This window comes from Nocardioides faecalis (assembly GCF_018388425.1).
GTDB classification, from domain to species: domain Bacteria; phylum Actinomycetota; class Actinomycetes; order Propionibacteriales; family Nocardioidaceae; genus Nocardioides; species Nocardioides faecalis.
Map to the genome: position 1 here is coordinate 2,915,453 of NZ_CP074406.1, position 18,275 is coordinate 2,933,727.

Annotated in this window: 16 protein-coding genes; 5 read left to right on the plus strand and 11 right to left on the minus strand. The window is 73.6% G+C overall.

Annotated features, from left to right (window positions below; translation table 11 throughout):
- Positions 1 to 24: 24 nt before the first annotated feature.
- From KG111_RS13650 to KG111_RS13675, 6 genes are all read right to left on the minus strand, one after another.
- Positions 25 to 717 (minus strand): MazG nucleotide pyrophosphohydrolase domain-containing protein, encoded by a 693-nt coding sequence (locus KG111_RS13650; RefSeq protein WP_249666140.1) that lies wholly within the window; start codon positions 715 to 717, stop codon positions 25 to 27.
- On the minus strand, positions 714 to 1,427 hold the full coding sequence (locus tag KG111_RS13655) for a hypothetical protein (RefSeq protein ID WP_205290841.1): 714 nt from the start codon (positions 1,425 to 1,427) through the stop codon (positions 714 to 716). Before KG111_RS13655 ends, KG111_RS13650 begins: the two co-directional genes overlap by 4 nt.
- Positions 1,428 to 1,508: 81 nt before the next feature.
- Entirely contained in the window at positions 1,509 to 5,057 is a 3,549-nt protein-coding gene (gene mfd, locus KG111_RS13660) for a transcription-repair coupling factor (RefSeq protein ID WP_205290843.1), read from the minus strand.
- A 112-nt stretch (positions 5,058 to 5,169) separates the two neighbouring features.
- A complete protein-coding gene (locus tag KG111_RS13665; protein ID WP_205290845.1) occupies positions 5,170 to 5,616 on the minus strand; it encodes a DUF3817 domain-containing protein in 447 nt (148 codons plus the stop codon).
- Entirely contained in the window at positions 5,613 to 6,434 is an 822-nt protein-coding gene (locus tag KG111_RS13670) for a siderophore-interacting protein (RefSeq protein ID WP_249666141.1), read from the minus strand. The genes KG111_RS13665 and KG111_RS13670 overlap by 4 nt, the downstream gene beginning before the upstream one ends.
- Before the next feature lie 117 nt (positions 6,435 to 6,551).
- Positions 6,552 to 7,325, minus strand: a complete 774-nt coding sequence (locus tag KG111_RS13675) for an isoprenyl transferase (protein ID WP_283770559.1) — start codon at positions 7,323 to 7,325, stop codon at positions 6,552 to 6,554.
- Positions 7,326 to 7,468: 143 nt separating this feature from the next.
- Between KG111_RS13675 and KG111_RS18345 the strand changes: the two genes are divergently transcribed.
- Both KG111_RS18345 and trhA read left to right on the plus strand, forming a co-directional pair.
- Positions 7,469 to 8,689, plus strand: coding sequence for an AIM24 family protein (locus tag KG111_RS18345; RefSeq protein ID WP_240195535.1), 1,221 nt, complete (start codon positions 7,469 to 7,471; stop codon positions 8,687 to 8,689).
- A gap of 109 nt (positions 8,690 to 8,798) precedes the next feature.
- Positions 8,799 to 9,539, plus strand: a complete 741-nt coding sequence (gene trhA / locus KG111_RS13690) for a PAQR family membrane homeostasis protein TrhA (protein ID WP_205290854.1) — start codon at positions 8,799 to 8,801, stop codon at positions 9,537 to 9,539.
- Positions 9,540 to 9,565: 26 nt separating this feature from the next.
- On the opposite strand, the gene KG111_RS13695 is transcribed toward trhA, so the two are convergent.
- The 3 genes from KG111_RS13695 to KG111_RS13705 all read right to left on the minus strand — a co-directional run bounded on the left by KG111_RS13695 (position 9,566) and on the right by KG111_RS13705 (position 13,255).
- Positions 9,566 to 10,747, minus strand: coding sequence for a methyltransferase domain-containing protein (locus KG111_RS13695; RefSeq protein WP_205290855.1), 1,182 nt, complete (start codon positions 10,745 to 10,747; stop codon positions 9,566 to 9,568).
- Positions 10,748 to 10,901: 154 nt separating this feature from the next.
- Complete coding sequence (locus KG111_RS13700; RefSeq protein WP_205290856.1) at positions 10,902 to 12,398, minus strand: aldehyde dehydrogenase family protein; 1,497 nt, start codon at positions 12,396 to 12,398, stop codon at positions 10,902 to 10,904.
- 104 nt (positions 12,399 to 12,502) lie between these two features.
- A complete protein-coding gene (locus KG111_RS13705; protein WP_205290857.1) occupies positions 12,503 to 13,255 on the minus strand; it encodes a matrixin family metalloprotease in 753 nt (250 codons plus the stop codon).
- Positions 13,256 to 13,525: 270 nt separating this feature from the next.
- Between KG111_RS13705 and KG111_RS13710 the strand changes: the two genes are divergently transcribed.
- The 3 genes from KG111_RS13710 (at position 13,526) to KG111_RS13720 (ending at position 16,435) form a co-directional block, all read left to right on the plus strand.
- Positions 13,526 to 14,644, plus strand: a complete 1,119-nt coding sequence (locus KG111_RS13710; protein WP_240195536.1) for a glycosyltransferase family protein — start codon at positions 13,526 to 13,528, stop codon at positions 14,642 to 14,644.
- 110 nt (positions 14,645 to 14,754) lie between these two features.
- A complete protein-coding gene (locus tag KG111_RS13715) occupies positions 14,755 to 15,660 on the plus strand; it encodes an alpha/beta hydrolase (RefSeq protein WP_205290858.1) in 906 nt (301 codons plus the stop codon).
- A gap of 103 nt (positions 15,661 to 15,763) precedes the next feature.
- Positions 15,764 to 16,435, plus strand: coding sequence for a PaaI family thioesterase (locus tag KG111_RS13720; RefSeq protein WP_205291098.1), 672 nt, complete (start codon positions 15,764 to 15,766; stop codon positions 16,433 to 16,435).
- Positions 16,436 to 16,489: 54 nt separating this feature from the next.
- Here KG111_RS13720 and KG111_RS13725 read toward each other — a convergent pair whose 3' ends face one another.
- Positions 16,490 to 16,861 (minus strand): MmcQ/YjbR family DNA-binding protein, encoded by a 372-nt coding sequence (locus KG111_RS13725; RefSeq protein ID WP_205290859.1) that lies wholly within the window; start codon positions 16,859 to 16,861, stop codon positions 16,490 to 16,492.
- A 44-nt stretch (positions 16,862 to 16,905) separates the two neighbouring features.
- Positions 16,906 to 18,177 carry an oxygenase MpaB family protein gene (locus KG111_RS13730; RefSeq protein ID WP_205290860.1) on the minus strand — a complete coding sequence of 424 codons (1,272 nt, stop codon included), beginning with the start codon at positions 18,175 to 18,177 and terminating at the stop codon, positions 16,906 to 16,908.
- Positions 18,178 to 18,275 lie beyond the last annotated feature (98 nt).

The window sequence follows — 18,275 nt, forward strand, 5'->3', positions numbered from 1 at the left end:
GGACCGGGCTGTCTGGAGACCGCCTCAGAACCGGGCGCGCACCGCGTCGCGCAGCGCCTGCTCCGCATCGATCCCGGCCGCGCGGGCCTCGACGACCAGGCCCAGCATCCGCTCGCCGAGGTCGCCAGCCGGGTCGACGTCGACGGAGCGCCCGGCCCACTCGAGGCGGGACAGGAGCTTGTCGGCGTAGAGCAGGGCCGGCAGCCCTGGGGGCAGGCCGGCAGCGGGATCGTCGTCCGCCGCGTTCCGCTCGGCCGCCTTGGCCTGCTGCCACAGCTCGTCGACGGCGGCGGCGTCCAGGGGCACGTCGCGGGCCTCGGCCGTCGCGGGGTCCGCGAAGACGTGCGGGTTGCGCCGCCGCATCTTCGCGGTGATGCCTCGCGCGACGTCCGCCAGGTCGAAGTCGTCCCGCTCCTCGGCGATCACCGCGTGGAAGACGACCTGGAGCAACACATCGCCGAGCTCCTCACCCAGGTGGGCGTGGTCGCCGGACGCCGCGCCCTCGTCGATGGCGTCGAGGGTCTCGTAGGTCTCCTCCAGCAGGTAGCGCGCCAGGGAGCGGTGGGTCTGCTCCTGCTTCCACGGGCACTCGGCACGCAGCCGGCGCATCACCGCCAGGAGCTCGACGACCGCCTGGGCCGCGGCCGCGGTGTCATCGACCTCGGGGCCGGCCGCGGTCTCGTGGTCGGGGCCGTCCTCGGGGCGCGTCGCGCTCACGCCGGGGGCACCGGCGCCGGGCCGCAGCGCTGGTCCGCGGGCAGTGCCGCGACCTGCGCCGCGGTGAGCTCGCTGGGCTCAGCGATCGCGCCCGCCTCGTCGCTGACCGGCACCGAGAGCAGGTCGACGTCGAAGCGCCCGGTGGCGTCGTCGTACTCACCGAAGACGGGGTTCACGACCGGGGCGTTCTCGTCCAGCCAGGCCCGCACCTCGGCGATGCCGCGGTCGAAGGCCTGCGGGGCAGGCACCTCCGCGACACCGTCCGGGTCCAGCAGCACCGTGCCGAGGGCCTGCACCGGCTGGTCCAGCCGCAGCTCGATCCACGTCAGCCACTCGAAGGTGTCGCGGTTCTCGTCGGTGAGCTGTCCGTCGAGGCCCCAGGTGGCGCGGACGACGGCGCCGTCGACGGTGTCCGGCGGCAGCGGGACGTCGTACTGGGCGGCGAGGTTCTCGACCGCGACCGCTTGGAGCCAGGCCAGCGCGAACCCGGAGCGGAGGGAGGCCGTCGGCACCGGCTCCGCCCGGGGCTCCTCGGCGAGCACCGCGCAGTAGTCCTGCACGGCGGCGTCGACGGTGCTCAGCTCCAGCTGCTCGCCGGCGACCTCCGCAGCCAGGCCCGGCCGGGCGCCGTCGGAGAGGTCACAGCCGCTCGCGACGAGCGCGAGGCAGGCCAGCGCCGAGAGGGCACCGAGGTTCCGCTGACGAGGCACACTCACTCCTGGTGGGTCGTGGGATCTCTCGCCGCCGCGGGCGGCTCGGCCCCATCTAAGCAGGACGGCGGGCCTGCCGGCTCAGTCCTTCGGGTCGATGACGGCGTCGATCACCTGACGCGCCCACTGCAGCAGCGCGACGCCCTCCAGCGGGGTGCCGAGCCGACCCGGCGTGCCCGGTCGGGGCACCAGGACGGACTCGGTCTGCGCCTTGACGATCGACTTCGGGTAGAGCCGCTGCAACCGGATCGTGCGCGACTCCGGCAGGGTGACCGGGGCGAACCGGACGTTCTTGCCGACCGTGGTGACCTCGCGCAGCCCGGCCTGCCGGCACCGCGCCCGGAACCGGGCGACCAGCAGCAGGGCGGTGACGGCCTCGGGCGGCTCGCCGTAGCGGTCCTCGAGCTCGGCGATGATCTCGTCGACGTCGGCGTCGGTGCGGACCTCCGCGAGGCGGCGGTACATCTCCAGGCGCAGCCGCTCGCTCGGCACGTAGTCGTGCGGCAGGTGCGCCTCGACCGGGAGCTCGATGCGGACCTCGTCGAGCTGCTCCGGTGCGCCGCCGTCGCTGCGGAAGTCGCGCACGGCCTCCCCGACCAGGCGCACGTAGAGGTCGAAGCCGACGTCGGCGATGTGGCCGGACTGCTCCCCGCCGAGCAGGTTGCCCGCGCCGCGGATCTCGAGGTCCTTCATGGCGATCGCCATGCCACCGCCCAGGTCGGAGTGCTGGGCCAGCGTGGCGAGCCGCTCGTGCGCGGTCTCGGTCAGCGGCTTCTCGGTCGGGTAGAGGAAGTAGGCGTAGGCACGCTCGCGGGAGCGGCCGACCCGGCCGCGCAGCTGGTGCAGCTGGGAGAGGCCGAGGGTGTCGGCGCGCTCGATGATCATCGTGTTCGCGTTGGACACGTCGATGCCGGACTCCACGATCGTGGTGCAGACCAGCACGTCGAAGCGCTTCTCCCAGAAGTCGAGCATCACCCGCTCGAGCTGCTGCTCGCTCATCTGGCCGTGCGCGGTGGCGACCCGGGCCTCGGGCACCAGCTCGCGGAGCTTGGCGGCGGCCTTCTCGATCGAGCTGACCCGGTTGTGGATGTAGAAGACCTGGCCGTCGCGCAGCAGCTCGCGTCGTACGGCGGCGACGACCTGGCGGTCCTCGTAGCCGCCGACGTAGGTCAGCACCGGGTGCCGCTCCTCCGGCGGCGTGGTGATCGTCGACATCTCCCGGATCCCGGTGACCGCCATCTCCAGGGTCCGCGGGATCGGGGTGGCGCTCATCGAGAGCACGTCGACGGAGGTGCGCAGCCGCTTCATGGCCTCCTTGTGCTCCACGCCGAAGCGCTGCTCCTCGTCCACGATGATCAGGCCCAGGTCCCTGAACTTCGTGTCGGCGTTGAACAGCCGGTGGGTGCCCACGACGATGTCGACCGAGCCGTCGCCGAGCCCGGCGATCGTCTCCGCGGCCTCCTTGTCGGTCTGGAAGCGGCTCAGCGGCTTGAGCACCACCGGGAAGCCGCTCATCCGCTCGGCGAAGGTGCCCAGGTGCTGGTTGACCAGCAGCGTGGTCGGGACCAGCACGGCCACCTGCTTGCCGTCCTGGACGGCCTTGAACGCTGCCCGCACCGCGATCTCGGTCTTGCCGTAGCCGACGTCGCCGCAGACCAGGCGATCCATCGGGACGGTCCGCTCCATGTCGCGCTTGACCTCGTCCACGGTGGTCAGCTGGTCGGGCGTCTCGTGGAACGGGAAGGCGTCCTCGAGCTCGCGCTGCCAGGGCGTGTCCGGGCCGAAGGCGTGGCCCTTGGTGGCCTGGCGGGCGGCGTAGAGCTTGATCAGCTCGGCGGCGATCTCCTTGACCGCCTTGCGCGCCTTGTTCTTGCGCTTGGTCCAGTCGCCGCCGCCGAGCCGGTCCAGGTTGGGCTGCTCGCCACCGACGTAGCGGGTGACCTGGTCGAGGGTGTCGGCGGGCACGTAGAGCCGGTCCGGCGGGCCGCCGCGCTTGGACGGGCCGTACTCGAGCACCAGGTACTCGCGCCGGGCGCCCTGCACCTCGCGCTGCTTCATCTCCACGAACCGGCCGACGCCGTGCTGCTCGTGCACGACGTAGTCGCCGGCCTTGAGCTCGAGCGGGTCGATCTGACGCTTGCGGCGCACCGGCATCGCGCCCTTGTCCCGGGTCGCGGCCTTCGCGCCGACGATGTCCTCGCCGGTGAGCAGCACCAGCTGTTGCCGCTCGTCGACGAAGCCGTGTCCGAGCGCCCCGCAGGTCACCGAGACCACGGCCGGGTCCAGCTCGGTGCCGGGTGTGATCTGCTCCACCAGCCGGGCCGGGACGTCGCGCTCGCCGAGCGCCTCGATCATCCGCTTGGCCGGACCGTGCCCGGCGTGCACCAGCAGCACCCGCCAGCCCTCGCCGTGCCAGCGGGCGATGTCCTCGAAGGCGCGCTGCACGTCGCCGCGGTAGGTCGGGGCGGGCTGGACGGAGCTGCGCCGCTCCTCGTCGTCGCCGTCGGGGGCGTCCGGGTCGACGTCGCTGTCGAGGCCGAACGGGCTGTACGTCCACCAGCCCTGACCCAGCGCGCGGGCGTGCTCGCGCACCTCCCCCAGCGAGCGGTACGACGCCGCCTGCAGGTCGACCGGTGCCTGGCCGCCGGTCGCGGCGGTGGCCCACGAGGCAGCCAGGAACTCCTCGCTGGTGGCGACCAGGTCGTGGGCCCGGGAGCGGGCCCGCTCGGGATCCAGCACCAGCACGCGAGTGTCGGCGGGCATCAGGTCGACGAGCAGCTCGAGCTCGTCGACCAGCGCCGGGATCAGCGCCTCCATGCCCTCCACCGCGATGCCCTGGGCGATCTTGTCGGTGATCTCCAGCAGCGCGGGGTGCTCGCGGCCGAGCTCCACGGCGCGGGCACGGACCTCGTCGGTGAGCAGCAGCTCCCGGCACGGCGGCGCCCACAGCCGCGACACGGTCGCGATGGTGCGCTGGTCGGCCACGGCGAACGAGCGGATCTCCTCCACCTCGTCGCCGAAGAACTCCACCCGCAGCGGGTGCTCCTCGGTGGGCGGGAAGACGTCGACGATGCCGCCGCGCACCGCGAACTCGCCGCGCTTCTCGACCAGGTCCACGCGGGAGTAGGCCGCACCGAGGAGGCCGGCGACGACGTCGTCGAGCTCCGCGGTGGCGCCGACCTCCAGCTCGACCGGCGTGAGGTCGCCGAGCCCCTTGACCTGCGGCTGCAGGATCGAGCGCACCGGGGCCACGACGACCTGGACCGGCCCGGTCGAGGCGTCCTTCCCCGGGTGGCACAGCCGGCGCAGCACCGCGAGCCGGCGACCGACGGTGTCGCTGCGCGGGCTCAGCCGCTCGTGCGGCAGCGTCTCCCAGCTCGGGTAGTAGGCGACCCGGTCCGGGTCGAGCAGGTCACCGATCTCGGCGACCAGCAGCTCCGCCTCGCGCGTGGTGGCGGTGACCACCAGCACCGGGCGCCCGGAACGGGCCAGGCCGGCGGCGAGGAACGGTCGCAGCGCCTCGGGGCCGGTGAGCTCCCCGGTGACCTGCGCCCCGCCCTCCGCCTCCGCGAGGGCGGCGGCCAGGGCCGGGTCGGTGAGGACGGTGTCGGCGAGGCCGGCGAGATGCACTGCGGTCCACTTCCCTGCAAGACAACACAACGGGCCCCCGGCCGATGCCGGCCCGGGGGTGGTTCCTCCAGCCTAGCGACGGGCGCCGACGAGTCGACGGCCCGTGAGGGGCTCAGGAGGTCGGCGGACCGATCAGCAGCGCGACGCCGAAGAGCACGGCGACCGCGACCGCGGCGACGGCCAGCCCGCGCAGCGGCTTGAGGAGCACCCAGGACACGGCCCGGTCGGCCAGGCCCGTGCCCGCACCGGCGGGCAACCGCCAGGTGTCGCCGAGCCAGCCGCGGCGCGCGGCGTACCACTCCAGCGGCACCGTCGCGAACGGAGGCACGGCGGCGACGAGCGCGAGCGCGGCGCGCCCGAACGACCAGCGGCGGTCGACCCACACCACGACCACGGTGACGCAGTAGGCGAGGAACACCGCGCCGTGGATCGGGCCGAACACGCGGACCGCCACGTCGGTGGTCTCGGTGCCGTACTTCAGCACCAGGCCGAGGATCAACCCGGCCCAGCTGAACGCCTCGGCGGTGGCGACGATGCGGAACAGACGGGTGGGGCTCATGTGGGGACCTCCTGGGTCTCGGTGCGGGCGAGCTCGGCCTTCCACTCCCGGAAGGCCTCCTCGGTGCGGCCTCGGCGCCAGTACGCCGAGATGGAGACGTCGTCCCTGGGCACGGCGCGCTCACGGAGCAGGTAGGGGCGCACGCCCTTCATCACGGCCTCGCCCTCGCCGTGCACGAACGCGTGCACCCGGCCTTCGGGCCAGGGCAGCGCCCGGACCGCGGTGGCCAGGTCCGGGTGGGTCGGTGCGGTGCGGTGCAGCCAGGTGACCTCGACGCCCTCGGGCGCCGGCAGGTCCTGCTCGTGCGCGGGGCCGTCCACCTGCACGACCACGTGGCCGCGGGCGTACGGCGCCTTCGCGGCCAGGTCGGCCAGCGACTGCCGGATCGCGGGGATCGCGGCCTCGTCCCCGGCGAACAGGTGCCAGTCGGCGTCCGGGTCGGGGGCGTAGGCACCCCCCGGGCCGCGCACGGTGATGGTGTCGCCGGGCTGGGCCTTCGCGGCCCACGTACCGGCGACGCCCTCGTCGCCATGCACCACGAAGTCGATGGACAGCGTCCCGGCGGCGACGTCCGGGTCGAGCGCGGTGTAGGTGCGCAGCGTCGGCCGGGCACCGGCGGCCAGTGCCGACGCCGCGTCCTGGCCGGCCTCGGGGAAGACGAGCTTGACGTAGCGGTCGGTGAAGGCGCTGCCGGCGAACGCGGACAGGTCACCACCCAGGTCCAGGCGCACCATGGAGGGGCTCACCCGGTGCCGCGCGAGGACCGTCAGCTCCGTGAGCGGCTTCGCCGGCTTCGCGGGCTTCTCCGAGGTGGTCACGAAGGGGAGCCTAACTTCGCCTCGCCGCACGCCTGGCATCGGCCGGGCTGTGATCCCGGCCGAGCCCGAGCCGCGCTCCAGCCGGGTGTGCCGAGGGCGTCGCCAGGACCAGGGGCGTCAGGCGCCGTAGCGGCGGTCGCGCAGCGCGTAGGCGCGGATAGCGCGCAAGAAGTCCACGCGGCGGAAGTCGGGCCAGTAGGCCTCGCAGAAGTAGAACTCCGACTTCGCGCTCTGCCACAGCAGGAAGCCGCCGAGCCGCTGCTCACCGGAGGTACGGATCACCAGGTCGGGGTCCGGCTGGCCCTTGGTGTAGAGGTGCTCCTCGATGTGCTCGATGTCGAGCTGCTGGGCCAGCTCGGCCAGCGAGGTGCCCTTGTCGGCGTGCTCGTTGAGCAGGGAGCGCACCGCGTCCGCGATCTCGCGGCGACCGCCGTAGGCGACGGCGATGTTCACCGTCATGCCCTCGACGTCGGCGGTGGACTCCGCGGCCCGCTTCAGCTGCTCGGCGGTGTCGTCCGGGAGCAGGTCGAGGGCGCCCACCGGGTGCAGCCGCCAGCGGCGCTGCTCGGCCAGCGAGGCGACGGCCTCGGTGATGATCTCCAGCAGCGGCTCGAGCTCGTTCGCGGGGCGGTTCAGGTTGTCGGTCGAGAGCAGCCAGAGGGTGACGACCTCGATGCCCACCTCGTCGCACCAGGTCAGCAGCGGCTCGATGTTGGCGGCGCCGGCCCGGTGCCCGTGGGCGGTGTCGCGGCCGACCGCACGCGCCCAGCGCCGGTTGCCGTCGAGCATCACGCCGATGTGCTTCGGCAGGTTGTCGGGCATGCGCCGCAGCATCCGAGCCTCGTAGGCCGGGTAGAGCACCTTGCGCAGGCCACGCTTCCAATCAGCCACCCTCCGATCGTAGGGCACCTGCACCCCGCTCCCGGTCATCCGGCCAGCCTCTCCCACAGGTGCCGAGAGGACTGACACGATGGGTGTGACCGGGGCGGCACGCCGTGCCTGCGCCGAGGAATTCGAGAGAGGGACGAAACCCGATGAGTGCAGTCGCCGCCTGGCATCCGGACCCGACCGGCCGGCACGAGCTCCGCTACTGGGACGGCAACCAGTGGACCGAGCACGTGTCCGACCAAGGGGTGCAGTCGACCGCCCCGCTCCACCTGCCGGAGGAGTCCGCAGCTGCGTCCGATGCCGCGGAGTCCACCGGTTCCGACGGGTCCACCGGTTCCGACGGGTCCGCCGAGGCCGGCCTCGACGACGACTGGCTCGGCTCCGCGGAGGCGGGCCACAGCGAGACCGGCAGCACCGACGCGGAGCCGGCCGGGGAGGCCGCCACCCCGTCGAGCGAGGCCGTCACCGAGATCGCGCCGCGATCCGACGCCCCGGCGGGCTCGCACGTCGGCTCGCCTGGCGACTCCCCTGTCGGTGGGCAGGTGCAGGCTCAGGCGGCCGCCCCCTCGTCGTACGGGCAGGCTCCGAGCCAGGGCTACGGCCAGGGCGGTTACGGCCAGGCACCTGCCGGACAGCCGCCGGTCGGACAGCCGCCGGTCGGGGCCCCGGGCCCGCAGGCGTACGGCAACGGGTTCGCCGGCATCAGCGGCGACCTCATCGACGGCCGGTTCTCCGAGACCGACGGCCTGGGCGCGGTGCTGCAGAACAAGCGGATGCTGCGGGTGCGGATCACCGAGCCGTTCATGGCGCGTCAGGGCTCGATGGTCGCCTACCAGGGTCAGGTCGACTTCGCCTACCAGGGCGGCGGCGCGGCGAAGTTCCTCAAGAAGGCGTTCACCGGCGAGGGCCTCTCGCTGATGCGCATCGAGGGCCGCGGCGACGTGTTCTTGGCCAACGAGTCGCAGGAGGTGCACATCCTGCGACTCACCAACGCCGGGCTCTCGGTCAACGGCGCCAACGTGCTGGCGTTCTCGGCCGGCCTGGAGTGGAACGTCGAGCGGGTCCGGGGCGGCAGCATCGCGGCCGGCGGCCTGTTCAACACCACGCTGCGCGGCACCGGCTGGGTGGCGATCACCACGGCCGGCGACCCGGTGGTGCTGAACACCACAGAGGCGCCGACGTACGCCGACGCCCAGGCGCTGGTGGCGTGGTCGGTGCAGCTGCAGACCTCGATCCGCTCCACGGTCACGGCGGGTGCGCTGATCGGGCGCGGCTCCGGCGAGGCGTTCCAGGTGGCCTTCTCCGGTGCCGGGTTCGTCATCGTGCAGCCGGCGGAGAACGGCGCGGTGCCCGCGCACACGCACTGACCCGCCACGCCTCGAAGACGGGGCACGGCGACCTGCAGCGGCCCGGTGAGCGTGACATCACGTTCGCCGGGCCGCTGTTGCGTCGTGGCTGCACGGGTAACCTCACGCCATGAACCACCCTGTCCAGCACACCGGTGAGAAGGTACGAGCCCGCCTGAACGAAGTCGGTGACCACATCACCGACGCGATCGCCGACATGAAGCCCAAGCTGCGCGGCTGGATCCACCTCGTCTCCACCCCCATCGTGCTGGTCGCCGGCATCTTCCTCATCGCGATCTCCCCCGACGCCACCACGAAGACCGGTGCGGCGCTCTACAGCGTCTCCGCGGTGCTGCTCTTCGGGATCTCCGCGCTCTACCACCGCGGCACCTGGTCACCGAAGGTGTGGCGGGTGCTGAACAGGTTCGACCACTCGAACATCTTCTTGTTCATCGCCGGGTCCTACACGCCGTTCGCGTTGATCCTGCTCGAGGGCTCCGCGCGGACGATCATGCTCTCGGTGGTGTGGACCGGCGCCCTGCTCGGCATCGGCTTCAAGCTCTTCTGGCCCAGCGCGCCGCGCTGGTTGTCCGCCCCGATCTACATCGCGCTCGGCTGGGCGGCGATCTTCTTCATCCCCGCCTTCTTCACCGGCGCGACGGCGCTGGGCCTGGGCATCGGCGTGGCGATCTTCACGCTCATCTGCGTGGGTGGTGCGCTCTACACGGTGGGCGGCCTGGTCTACGGCTTCCAGTGGCCGGACCCGTCCCCGCGCTACTTCGGCTTCCACGAGATCTTCCACGGCTTCACCATCGCCGCGTTCGCGGCGCACTACGTCGGCGTCTCGCTGGCGACCTACGCCATTCGCTGAGCCCGCCGACCGCGCGCGGTGGGCGGCTAGGGCCGGCGGGCCAGCAGCACGAGCACCTCGGCGTGCGCAGTCTGCGGGAACATGTCGAAGACCCGCGCCCGCTCGGGACGGTACGACGTCAGGTCGGCCAGGTCGCGGGCCAGGGTCTCGGGGTTGCAGCTGGAGTAGAGCACGTAACCAGGCCCCGCCTCCTCCAGCCGTTGCGCCAGCGCCCGGCCCAGGCCGCGCCGCGGCGGGTTCACCACGACCAGGTCGGCGGTGCCGAGCAGCCCGGCGTGCTCGGGCGCGGTCGCGTCGCCGGCGGTGAACGTGACCTGGCCCGCCAGCACACCGGCAGCCGCCGCCTCGGCGGCCGAGCGCTCGGCGCTGGTGATCGCGTCCGCACTGATCTCGATGCCGTGCACGGACCGGCCGGGGCCGGCCAGGTGGAGGGCGAACCCGCCGACGCCGCAGTACAGGTCGAGCACCCGGGGCACCGCGAGGCCGGCGGTCCACTGCGCGGCGGTGCGGTAGAGCGCGGCAGCCATCTCGGTGTTGGTCTGGAAGAAGCTGCGCGGGCGCAGGTGCAAGGTGAGGTCGCCCAGGCGCATCGGCAGCGTGTCGTGCTCGGTCAGCACGATCTCGCGCTCCCCCTCGAGCACGGCCCGGTGCTCGGGCTGGATGTTCAAGGTCAGCACCCGCAGCGTCGGCAGCTCTGCGTGCAACCAGCCGAGGTGCTTGCGGATGCGGGACTCGGTGGCGGTCGAGCGCAGCACGAGGCGGACCATGAGCTCGCCGTCCGGCGACTCGGTGACCAGCAGGTGCTTCAGCTCGCCGCGGAGCCCGACCGGCTCATCACCCGCTACCCGGTAGGGCGTCAGGTCGGCCCGCCGGACCAGCTCGCCCAGCACCGGCAGCGCCGCGACGATCCCCGGCGTGTGCAGGACGCAGTCGCGCAGGTCCACGCCCTCGCCGCGAGCGTCGAGGATGCCCAACCTCGGAGCCGCGGCGGTGCCGCCGACGACCATCTTCGCCTTGTTGCGGAACCCGGTGCCCCGGCTGGGCACCGGCGGCTCCCAGTCGACATCAGCGGCGCCGGCGGCGCTCAGCAGCGCCCGGGTCGCGGCCTGCTTCTCGGCGAGCTGGTCGTCGTACGGGCGGTCGAGCCAGGTGCAGGAACGGCACTCACCGGCGGCGAAGTGGGCGCAGTCGAGCACGGCGAGACCCATGGCTTCATCGTAGGCTCCCCCGCCGCGACGACAGGCTTCGCGAGCCCCGGGCCGATCGCCCCGGGAGGTCACGACTCGGGAGACGGGAACTCACGACTCGGCGGACGAGAGCTCACGACTCGGGAGGCGGGAACTCACGACTCGGGGTGGTGGGTCACTTCCCGCGGCCGTAGAGGCCCTTGACCACCTTGAGCAGGGTCTGCTCCTCCTTGGTGGAGCGGCGGAAGGTGGTCAGCGCGATGGGGGGCTTGAACCGCTGGCGGGCGATGGCGTGCGGGTAGGTGAACTCGCGCAGGCCGTCGGGGCCGTGGATGCGGCCGAAGCCGGAGTCGCCGACCCCGCCGAACGGCAGCGTGGGCACCCCGGCGAAGGAGATGACCCCGTTGATCGCGGTCATGCCCGCCCGCAGCTGCTCGGCGATCTCCATGCCGCGTGCCTTGGAGTACACGGTCGAGCCGAGGGCGAAGCGGGTGCCGTTGGCGCGCTCGATCGCCTCGTCCATGCTGCGCACCTTGGCGACCGTGACGGTCGGGCCGAAGGTCTCCTCCTGCACGGCGGCGGAGTCCTCGGGGACGTCGACCAGCACGGTGGGCTGCACGAAACGCGCCCCCTCGGGCACCGGCCCCCCGACCAGCGCCCGGCCGCCGCGGGCCAGGGCGTCATCGATGTGGCGACGGATGATGTCGACCTGCGAGGGCATCGTGATCGGGCCGACCTGTCCGCCCGGCTCGGCCTTGAGCTTCTCGGCCGAGGCGACGAGCTCGGCGAGGAACGCGTCGTAGACCTGCTCGTGCACGTAGACCCGCTCCACGCCGGCGCACGTCTGGCCGGCGTTGGAGCACGCACCCCACAAGGCGGCGTCCGCGGCCTCGGCGACGTCGGCGTCCGCGTCGACGAGGAGCGCGTCCTTGCCGCCGGCCTCGATGACGACGGGGGTCAGCGTCTCGGCGCAGGCGGCCATCACGCGCTTGCCGGTGGCCGTCGATCCAGTGAACGCGACCTTGTCCACCCCGGCGGAGGTGAGCGCGGCGCCGGTCTCGCCGAAGCCGGTGACGACCTGGAAGACCGGGCGACCCACCGCCTCCGCGAACGTCTCGGCGAGCCAGACCCCGACGCCGGGGGTGTGCTCGGAAGGCTTGAACACAACCGTGTTCCCGGCGGCCAGGGCGTAGGCGATGGAGCCCATCGGGGTGAATGCGGGGTAGTTCCAGGGCCCGATGACGCCGACCACGCCGAGCGGGCGGTACTCGACGCTGGCAGCCTGGTTGACCATCAGCAGACCGGGGTTGACGCTGCGTCGCTTGAGCACCTTCTCGGCGTGCCCGGCCGCCCACGCCAGGTGGTCCACGGCCAGCGCGATCTCCATCAGCGCGTCGCCGTGCGGCTTGCCGGTCTCCGCCGACATCACCCGCGCCAGCTCCTCCATCCGCCCGGCGATCAGCCGGCGCCAGGCGTCCAGCTCCTTCTTGCGGCCGGCGAAACCCAGGGCACGCCAGCGCTCGGCCTCCTTGCGCGCGGTGGCGACCGCGGCCTGCACGTGCGCGGCGTCGTTGACCGGGTGGGTGCCGACGACCTCGCCGGTGGCCGGGTCGAGGGAGTCGAACGTGTCGGACGTGGGCGCGGTGTCGGGAGCGGACTTGATGCTGGTCACACTGCGCAACATACCGCCGGTACGCGCGTCTGCCCAGGGTCCGGGCGCGCGTGCCCAGGGGCCGGACCGGACGCCGTGCGGGCCCCCCGGGCGCCGAGGGCGGCTCAGGCGCAGCGGCCCCCGCCGAGACGGACGAGTCCGTTGAGGTCGCCGGTGCCGAAGTCGAGCCGGCCGAGGTTGTCGTCGTACATCAGCTCGGCCGGGGAGTCGACGTGGCCGAGCCCGACCAGGTGGCCGAGCTCGTGCAGCAGGATGGCGCGGGCATAGGCGTCGCCGTCGCGCTCGTCGTCGAGGTCGTCGAACGTGTCGGCGTCCAAGGTGACGCCGCCGGTGACGTAGCGCAGCCAGTCCCCGGCGGGGGCGCTGACCGCGACCGCTCCCCCGATGCCGGCGACGTCGCCGTCGAGCTCGGCGACCTCCTCGGCGGTGGCCCACGAGATCAGGACCGGCTCGCGCCGGCCGATCGGCACGAACTCGCGGGCCCACTCCGGCCGGCGGTCGGTACGCCCGACGTACTCGAACCTCAGGCCGGTGAACTGCGCCACGGCCTCGAGCCCCTCGGCCACGAAGTCCTCGCTCTCCTCGGCATCGCCCGGCCCGCCGTCGGGATTGATCTCGTACCGCACCGGCCGGCAGGGGTCCCACGCCACGGGTTCGTCAGGCCGGCCGGGCTGCGTCTGCAGGAAGGAGTGCACGCCGCCGGGCTCGACGTCGGCCGGCGTGCCGAGCCGGTCGCCACCGATGCCGATCACCCTGCGCAGGGCCGCGAGCTCGTCACCGGGCCCGACCCACACGACGAGCACGAGGAGCACGGCGCTGAGCACCAGCACCATGCCCGAGCGCCAACGCTCAGCCATGCCGCCTCCTCGGGCGGTCCGTCGCAGCGGTGGGACAGTTCGGCACTCCTGAAGCCTCGCACGCCCCGAGGGGCGGGGAGGGGCGCCCACAGCCGGACGCGATCGGGGTGACCGGGGGCATAGGTATCGAGCTGCCTGTTCCGGGTACAGCCACTCCACACCGGCGTACCTCGCCGGCGGCCCCCGGCGGTCAGGAAGCGGCCCCGGATTGTGATCGACCACCTCCGCACCGCTGTGCCGGCGCAGGATCTTCTTCTGGGGGAGAGCACGTTGACCCTGTCAGTCCACAAGGGCCTGTACGACGCTGACGCCACCGGCCGCCGCGCTCCGGTGATCGCCTCCGTGCCGTCGGGGCACGTCTACGTGCGCCACCTCGCCCCGGAGTCCGGCCCCGGCCCTCGTCGCCTTCCCGACCCCGCGCCGGACGCGACCGAGCGCCCAGCGGGCGCCGCGTGGGCGCCGGCGGGGATGCTGCGCCCCGAGTGGGCCGCGGAGGCCGACTTCGACATCTTCCACCTGCACTTCGGCTTCGACGCCTGCTCCCCCGAGCAGCTGGCCGAGCTGGTCGACGTGCTGCGCGCGCGGCGCAAGCCGCTCGTCTACACGGTCCACGACCTGCGCAACCCGCACCACGCCGACGACTCCACGCACACCGCGCAGCTGGACGTCCTCGTGCCCGCCGCCGACGCGCTGCTCACCTTGACCCCCGGCGCCGCGGCCGAGATCCGCCGTCGGTGGGGACGCGAGGCCGAGGTCGTGCCGCACCCGCACGTCGTCGGCTTCGACCGGATGCTGCGCGCGGCCAACGAGCGCACCCAGCGCGCCGACGGGCCGTTCCGGGTGGGTCTGCACGTCGAGAGCCTGCGGGCCAGCATGGACCCGATGCGGATCCTGCCCACCCTGGTGGACACCGTGCGCGCGATGCCCGGCGCGGTGCTGCAGGTCAACGGGCACCGCGACGTCCTCGACTACGACGGCGCGCGCCCCGACACCGAGCTGGCGGACTACCTGCGCGCCGCCGCCCGGGCCGGGCTGCTGGAGCTGGCCGTGCACGACGTGCTCCCCGAGGACGCCCTGTGGTCCTACCTGACCTCGCTCGACGTCTCGGTGCTGCCCGACCGCTTCGGCACGCACTCGAGCTGGCTGGAGGCATGCCGCGACCTCGGCACCACCGTCGTGGCCCCGACGTGCGGCTATCACGAGCACCAGGGACCGGTGCTGACCTACGGCCACGACGAGTCCGCCTTCGACGCCGACTCGTTGGCGCGTGCACTGTGGACCGCCTACCTCGACCGGCCCAGCCTGGGCACCACCGTCCCGCGCCGTCGCGCCCAGCGCGCCGAGGTCGCCGACGCCCACAACGCCCTCTACGCCTCGCTGCTGGGCTGAGGTCCCTGCCGGGGCAGGAGCAGGAGCAGGAGAGCGACGCACCCCTGCCCATGTCGGCCGGTCCGTGAGCCGTGCGCGGGCGGCACCGCCGGATCGGCTTGGATGGGGCCATGCACGTCCCGTTCCCCGTGGCGCGTCAGATGACCCGCCGGCTGGTCAAGCCCATCCTCGGCACCCGCCTGTCCCCCGTCATGCAGCGGCGCGCGCTCGAGCTGGTGCTGCGCGCCTCGGTGCTGCCCAAGGGCACCCAGGTGCAGCGCGGCGACCTCGGCGGGGTGCCGGCCGAGCAGCTCGTCACCACCGGCAGCGTCCCGGGCCGGGCACTGCTCTACCTGCACGGCGGGGCCTACCTCGTGGGATCGCCGGCCACGCACCGCGCGGCCGCCGCCCACCTCGCCGCCGCGGTCGGCGCGGTCGGCCACGTGCTCGACTACCGCCTCGCCCCCGAGCACCCCTATCCCGCCGCGGTCGACGACGCGCTCGCCGCCTACCGCGCGCTGCTGGACCGTGGCCTGGAGCCCGGGCAGGTCGTCGTGGCCGGCGACTCCGCGGGCGGCGGGCTGTCGCTGGCACTCGGCCTGCGGCTGCACTCGCTCGGGCTGCCGCAACCGGCGGCGCTCGGGCTGATGTCGCCGTGGGTGGACCTCGGGCTCAGCGGGCTGGACGAGAGCGTCGTCGACCCGCTGCTGTCGCGGGACTGGCTGGAGCTGGGGGCGTCGTCGTACGCCGGTGCGGCGCGTGACGTCGCCGAGGTCTCCCCGCTGCACGCGGAGCCCGCCGCCCTGGCCGCGCTGCCTGCGCTGTTCGTGCAGGCTGGCACCGACGAGATGCTGCGCCGCGACATCGCGCGCTTCGTCGACGTCGCCCGCGGCGCCGGTGCCCAGGTCACCTACCGCGAGCTGGTCGGGCACTGGCACGTCACCCAGCTGTTCGCCGGCCTGGCGCGCGAGGCGGACGCGGCGGTCGCCGAGCTGGGCGGCTGGCTGCGCGCGGCTCTGGAGGACGCCGGGCGCTGACGCCTCGGCCCCACGGCGTGGCCACCACACCCGCTCGCGCACCCGCCCGCGCACCCGCCCGCACCGCGCCCGACGTGACGGACGAGAGGATGGGCCCGTGACCATGGAGATGTTCGTCCACGACGAGACCCCGACCGCCGCGGTCGACCAGCGAGAGCAGGTCGTGTCCGCGCTCGCGGGCTCGGTGCGCGACCTGGTCGACGCCACGATCCGCAGCACCGTGGCCGACGAGGAGCTGCTCGCGGTCCGCGCCGGGGTCGACGCCCTGGTGGCGCGCCTGCGCACCGAGCAGCGCCCGGGGCCCGCTGGCGTGCGCTACAACTCCGAGGGCCGCTCGTGGAGCTGGGGCAACGCGGTCGTCGGGCACGGCAACGCGATCGCCCCGCCCCTGGCGATCGACCACGACACCGAGCGCGGTCGCTCGCGCGCCGAGGTGGTGCTGGGCGCCGCCTACGAGGGGCCGCCGGGGATGGTGCACGGCGGCGTGTCCGCGCTGCTGCTCGACCAGATCATGGGCGAGACCGCCAGCGGGTTCAAACGGCTCACGATGACCGGCACGCTGACGCTGCGCTACCGCCGGCCGCTGCCGCTGGGGCCCGTCGCACTGGAGTGCTGGATCGCGAGCGAGGCCGGGCGCAAGGTCACCGTCGAGGCGAGCATCGGCAACGCCGACGGCGTGGCCGTCGAGGCGACGGGACTGTTCCTGGTGCCGCGGTGGGCTCCGCTGGCGGCCGACGAGCAGCCCGAGGGCTGGCGCCGCTCCGCCGAGGGCTGAGCCGGGTCAGGCCGGGTCAGGCCGCTCAGCCGCCTCGGGCGCGCTCAGGGGTGCTCAGGGGCGGGGGCGCGGCACCTGGTCGGCGAGGCGCTTCGGGGCGCGCAGGCAGTAGGAGTCGGTGAGCAGCTCGCCGACCTCGGTCCAGTCGGTCTCGTCGTCGATGATCATGCCGACCGCGTCGGCGCTCCAGCCGAGCCGGAAGTACGGGTCGCCGAGGTGCTGGAACGCCATCACCTCGTCGGGCTCGGCGCGGAACGTGAGGCGGAACTGCTGGTCCTCGCCGCCGAAGACGTGCGCGACCGTGCGACCGGCGACCCGCCAGCGCACGCCCACCCAGGCAGCCTCCTCGGTGCACTCGGGCAGCCGGGACAGCACGGCGCGCAGCCGCGCCAGGTAGGCACCGGGGACCTCAGGACGCGTTGCCACACCCCGACCGTGCCACAGCCCGTCGACACGGCCCGGCCCGGGTCTCAGGCGCCCAAGGCGCCGACGTCCTCGGCGTCCCCGCCGAAGTAGCTGTCCAGCAACCACTGGCTGCGCCGCGTGCCCCAGCGTTCCAGGTAGGCCTTGCCGCCGGGCAGCCGGCCCAGCACCCGGTAGCGCAGGGTGTTGAGCGGCACCAGGTAGGCGTGCGCCCACGGCGGCCGGACGGGCAGTCCGAGCTCGCGCATGCTCGCGGTGCCGAGGAAGAGGGTGAGCATGGAGAGCAGCCGCTCCCGCTCGTAGCGCGCCCGCAGCGACTGCAGCGCCGCCGGCCAACCGGGGTAGGTGCGCTCGGCCTGCGCCGCGACGACGGCCCGGGACAGCTGCGGGCCGGCCTCGGAGATGCCGGCCTGGGCGAGCAGCACGTGGTAGTTGATCCGGTGCCGCTCCCACTCGTCGTCGACCAGGAAGTCCTCGTCGACCCCCATCAGCCAGCCGACGTACTTCCACAGGTGCATCAACGCGGCGGAGTCGCGCCGGGGCAGCGGCACGCCGAGCCCGCGCGAGCCGATCACCAGCACGCCGTCGAAGAGCCCGAGGGTGGAGGCCTGGTCGGCCTGGTTGATCGGCAGGCCCCACCGGGCGGTGTCCCAGCGGCTCTCGAAGGTGTGGTTGACCAGGGCGTGCATCGCGCGGACGTGGACGGTCAGCCGCCAGCCCTCCCCGGCGGCGCGGCCGGGGGCGGGCGGGAGCAGTGCGCCGGGGTCGGTGAGGCTGGCACCCCACTTCTGGGTCTCCGCCAGGCGGCGCAGCGTCTGTCCCCCGGTCAGTCCGCCGGTGGCGACCAGCAGGTCGGTGGGGCCGCCGAAGCGGTAGCCGCCGACCAGGGACAGCTGCAGCAGCACGTCCTGGGCGTTCTGGCCGAGCCGCTTGAAGACCCGGCCGCCCTCCTCGACGAGCTCGCGGTCCAGCCACGGCGGCTCCGCCTCGACGGTGCGGGCGAACGCCACCAGCGCCGGCGGGGCGTCGGGCACGCTGTCCACGCCGTGGCGCAGCGCCCGGGCGAGCTGGTCCATGCCCACCTTCGCGGGGTCGCCCGCTCGCAACCTGATCGCTTCCGCGAGGCGGGCACCGGCCTCGTCGCGCTCGTTCATCGCGCGTCCGACGCGGGCCAGGAGCGCCTCGTCGACCCCACGGACCCGGCCGAGCAGCCTCAGCGGCCGCCCGAGCCGGCGGTTGCGCTCCTCCGCGGAGCGGAAGCGGGTGGGCACGGGGCCGGTAGGGCCGGCCGCCGCGCCGGCGAGGACGTCACTGCTCATGCCGTCACGATCACGCGAGCACATGCTCGCTTTCAACTCGTGATCCGCCCGCGCCGATGACCGCCGAGATGCCATCATGTGCGCGGACCGCGAGGCAC

Bases quoted from the DNA above. Each gene is read 5' to 3' on its own strand.
- KG111_RS13665 (WP_205290845.1), bottom strand. From the start codon at position 5,616: ATGAGCCCCACCCGTCTGTTCCGCATCGTCGCCACCGCCGAGGCGTTC.
- KG111_RS18345 (WP_240195535.1), top strand. From the start codon at position 7,469: ATGAGTGCAGTCGCCGCCTGGCATCCGGACCCGACCGGCCGGCACGAG.
- trhA (WP_205290854.1), top strand. From the start codon at position 8,799: ATGAACCACCCTGTCCAGCACACCGGTGAGAAGGTACGAGCCCGCCTG.
- KG111_RS13695 (WP_205290855.1), bottom strand. From the start codon at position 10,747: ATGGGTCTCGCCGTGCTCGACTGCGCCCACTTCGCCGCCGGTGAGTGC.
- KG111_RS13705 (WP_205290857.1), bottom strand. From the start codon at position 13,255: ATGGCTGAGCGTTGGCGCTCGGGCATGGTGCTGGTGCTCAGCGCCGTG.
- KG111_RS13715 (WP_205290858.1), top strand. From the start codon at position 14,755: ATGCACGTCCCGTTCCCCGTGGCGCGTCAGATGACCCGCCGGCTGGTC.
- KG111_RS13720 (WP_205291098.1), top strand. From the start codon at position 15,764: ATGGAGATGTTCGTCCACGACGAGACCCCGACCGCCGCGGTCGACCAG.
- KG111_RS13730 (WP_205290860.1), bottom strand. From the start codon at position 18,177: ATGAGCAGTGACGTCCTCGCCGGCGCGGCGGCCGGCCCTACCGGCCCC.